The organism is Mycobacterium sp. TH-M15, assembly GCF_057473705.1.
The window spans coordinates 1-2635 of sequence record NZ_JBYCLB010000299.1 but is presented as its reverse complement, the minus strand read 5'-3'; the positions used below and the strand labels follow the sequence as shown (position 1 = coordinate 2635).

The 2635-nt window shown below is 70.7% G+C and carries 4 protein-coding genes; all 4 read right to left on the bottom strand.

The genetic code is table 11. The features are described 5' to 3' along the window. On the bottom strand, positions 1-112 hold a 112-nt coding region (locus AC2VNT_RS07030; RefSeq protein ID WP_486946166.1), incomplete at its 3' end, for a WXG100 family type VII secretion target. Between the two features lie 41 nt (positions 113-153). After that, on the bottom strand, positions 154-1305 hold the full coding sequence (locus tag AC2VNT_RS07025) for a PPE family protein (RefSeq protein WP_486946165.1): 1152 nt from the start codon (positions 1303-1305) through the stop codon (positions 154-156). A gap of 69 nt (positions 1306-1374) precedes the next feature. Beyond that, on the bottom strand, positions 1375-2187 hold the full coding sequence (locus AC2VNT_RS07020; protein ID WP_486946164.1) for a PE family protein: 813 nt from the start codon (positions 2185-2187) through the stop codon (positions 1375-1377). A gap of 231 nt (positions 2188-2418) precedes the next feature. Further along, positions 2419-2635 (bottom strand): WXG100 family type VII secretion target (locus AC2VNT_RS07015; protein WP_486946163.1); only part of this gene is annotated, 217 nt, incomplete at its 5' end.

The window sequence follows — 2635 nt, the reverse complement described above, 5'->3', positions numbered from 1 at the left end:
CCGACGACGCCATCATCCGCCGGGCCTCGTCCTCGACGGTCTGGGCGTGCACGTCGAACCGGCCCGCCATCGCCCGCATCGCATCCGGGTCGGTCATAAAACGTGAAGGCATAACTGTCTCCTTATCTGATCGTTGTGGGTGTTACCGACGAGCTATCCGACCAACGGGCGTGGCATCACGGTCGGTTTGAATCCGTAGCGGGGGGTGCCGAACCCGAACCCACTGCGTCCGGTGGCCGGTCCGGTCGGCATGCCGGCCGGGACGGCTTCCATCGACATGCCTTCGTCCGCGGCCGCCGTCCAGCCGGCGGCCGGGAGCGCGGCGGTGCCGCCGGTGGTTGCCGGCGCGGCCGTGGCCCAGTTGGCCGGGACCGAGAGGCCACCGATACGGGCCGCCTGGCCGACGCCGGCCAGCGCCGGTGCCCCGCTCGCACTCACCATGACGGCCGGGCTCGCGGTGCCCACCAGCGCGGCGTTCGCCAGGCCGGCCGAACCGATGGTTTGGCTGAGCGCTCCCGGGCCACTGGCCCCGATGCTGTGGGCCAGGGAGACCAGGGTCGGGACGGCGTTCATGCCGACCCACGCCGCGGTGTTGATCGACCCGTTGACGCTGTTCTGGACCAACGGAATGCCGAGGAAGTTGTTCAGCCCGTCCAGCGGGTTGCTCAGGCTCTGCGTCACGCCCGGCAGACCCGATAGCAGCTGCGACAACCCGGACTGACCGGCCGCCGATCCGGTGGCCTGGGTGGCCGCCGCGGCCTGACCGGCCAGCCCTCCCGGGTTGGTGGTCGGTTTCGGCGAGCTCAGCGGCTGCAGCACCGCGGCGGCCGCGCTGGTGGCCGCGTAGGTGTACATGGCAACCGCGTCCTGCACCCACATCTCGGCGTAGAGCGCCTCGGTCGCCGCGATGGCGGCGTTGTTCTGGCCGAGGAAGTTGGTGGCGACCAGCGCGGCCAGCTGAGACCGGTTGGCGGCGATCACCGTGGGTGGCACCGTCATCGCGTGCGCGGCCTCGAAGGCGGCAGCCGATGCGGTGGCCTGCGCGGCCGCCTGCCGGGCGGCGACGGCGGTGCTGTTGAGCCACGCCAGGTAAGGCCGGGTGGCAGCGGCCATGGCGGCCGCCGCGGACCCGTGCCATACCTCGCCGGTGAGCATGGCGATCACCGACTCGCAGGAGGCTGTGCTGGTGGTCAACTCGGCGTCCAACGCATTCCATGCGGACGCCGAAGTCATCATCGGTGCCGAACCGGGGCCGATGTACATGCGCGCGGAGTTGATCTCCGGGGGCAGTGCTGCAAAGTCCATGTCGCGAATCCTTTTCGTGGTCGTCGATTTGGCCGCCGATCCGACCGGCGGCAGATTCGGTGTCGAGCGCTATGTCACTGTCGGCTTGGGCATGACGGTCGGCTTCACGCCGTACCGTGGTTTTCCGAAGCCGGATGCCGCGCGCCCGACCGATGCCGCCGACGGCATCCCGGCAGGTACCGCCGCGGTCGATGCGCCGTGCGGGGCAGCTGCGCCGCCGGCCGATGCCACGGCGGTGTCGGATACCGGGGTGGCCGCGGTCCATCCGGCGGGTGCCTCGCTGACGGCAGCTGCCGGGCTCGCACCCGTCGTGACCGGAAGGGCAGCCGAAGCCCCCGGGACCGCGGTCGTGCTGACCAACAGCGTCGGACTCGTCCCTTCTGTCGGCACGGCTCGGGTGAGAGCGGCCGCCGCGTCGAGCCCGGGTTCGGCGACGGTGTTGGAGAGCAGACCGCCGCTGGCCATCCCGAGTAGGTCTGATGCCGCGGAGGCGATGTTGCCCATGCCGACGTTGCCGACGTTGGCGATGTTGCTCGACGCGCCCAACGGGCCGGTCGAACCCAGCAGCCCGGTCAGGCCCGACGACGAGTTGGCGGCGGAGTTGGCGGCTTCGGTGGTGCCGTACGAGTCGGCGCTGACCCGCAGGGTGTGGACGAGCAACTCGTGGATCGCCGCGGCCTCCGCGCTGACCTGCTGGTAGAGCGTGCCGTAGGCGGAGAACTGGGTCGCCTGGAGTGCGGAGACCTCGTCGGCGGCCGCCGGCATCACCCCGGTGGTGGGGGCGGCGGCGGCGGCGTTCTGGGCGGCCATCGCCGATCCGATGGCGCCGAGGTCGGCGGCGGCTGCCGCCAACTCCTCGGGCTGTGTGGTCACGAACGACATGGCATCTCCTAACCGAGCACGCCGACCGGTGGTCGGCCCCGTGCACCCGGGTCACCGGATGCACGAGATCCACCGTGCCCCGGTGGATGTCGGTTAGGTCGCGTCCTTACGGCCTCTTAACGGCTCGCGACCGAACCTTGACGCGGCCTTGACGGGCCTGTCGATGACCGACGAAAAAACGGCGGCACACCGGATCACCCGGTGTGCCGCCGTGCTGCGGTTATTGGCCGGTCAGGCCCAGCTGGAGCCGACCGCCGCGTCGGTGCCGGCCATGTTGTTGCCGGCGCTCTGCACCTTCTGACCGTGGGCGTTGGCCTGCTCGTAGATCACCTGGAAGTTCCGCCCGAGCTGGGTGACGAACTCCTGGCAGGCCACCGAACCCGACCCGCCCCAGAAGTCACCGGCGGCGTACACGTCGGCGACGATCGCCTGGTGCTCGGCCTCCAAC

What these genes read in the sequence shown, in the direction of transcription:
- AC2VNT_RS07025 (WP_486946165.1), bottom strand. Translation starts at nt 1,305, where the DNA reads ATGGACTTTGCAGCACTGCCCCCGGAGATCAACTCCGCGCGCATGTAC.
- AC2VNT_RS07020 (WP_486946164.1), bottom strand. Translation starts at nt 2,187, where the DNA reads ATGTCGTTCGTGACCACACAGCCCGAGGAGTTGGCGGCAGCCGCCGCC.